The sequence below is a fragment of the Mesorhizobium sp. M4A.F.Ca.ET.022.05.2.1 genome, from assembly GCF_003998845.1.
Taxonomy (GTDB): Bacteria; Pseudomonadota; Alphaproteobacteria; order Rhizobiales; family Rhizobiaceae; genus Mesorhizobium.
The window spans coordinates 1-438 of record NZ_RZOJ01000836.1; the positions used below are offsets into that span (position 1 = coordinate 1).

Consider the following 438-nt stretch of genomic DNA (forward strand, 5'->3'; position numbering starts at 1 on the left):
AAATTGGTCCATGGTGGCCTCCATGAGAATCATTGACGGCGAAGAATCTATCGCCCGCAATTACCCCATGTCGGCATGCCGACAACGATCGGCACCAGCTTTGCCGGCACCGCCAAGACCTTTCAGGATTCGCTCGCCAACCAGGGGCTGCTGATCGGCGGCGCGATCCTGACCATCTATATCGTGCTCGGCATGCTCTACGAGAGCTTCATCCATCCGCTCACCATCCTCACCGGACTGCCGTCGGCGGTGCTCGGCGCGGTGGTCGCGCTGCGGTTCGCCGGCATGGATATTTCGGTGATCGCGGTGATCGGCATCCTGATGCTGATCGGCATCGTCAAGAAGAACGGCATCATGATGGTCGACGTGGCGCTGGAGCTCAGGCGCGAGGGCATGTCGGCGGTGGAGTCCATCCACAAGGCCTGCCTGATGCGTTTC

1 pseudogene is annotated in these 438 nt (G+C 60.7%); it reads left to right on the forward strand.

The annotated features are described in order from the left end of the window. Positions 1 to 69 precede the first annotated feature (69 nt). Positions 70 to 438: pseudogene (locus EN745_RS35700) on the forward strand (efflux RND transporter permease subunit); the annotation flags it as partial.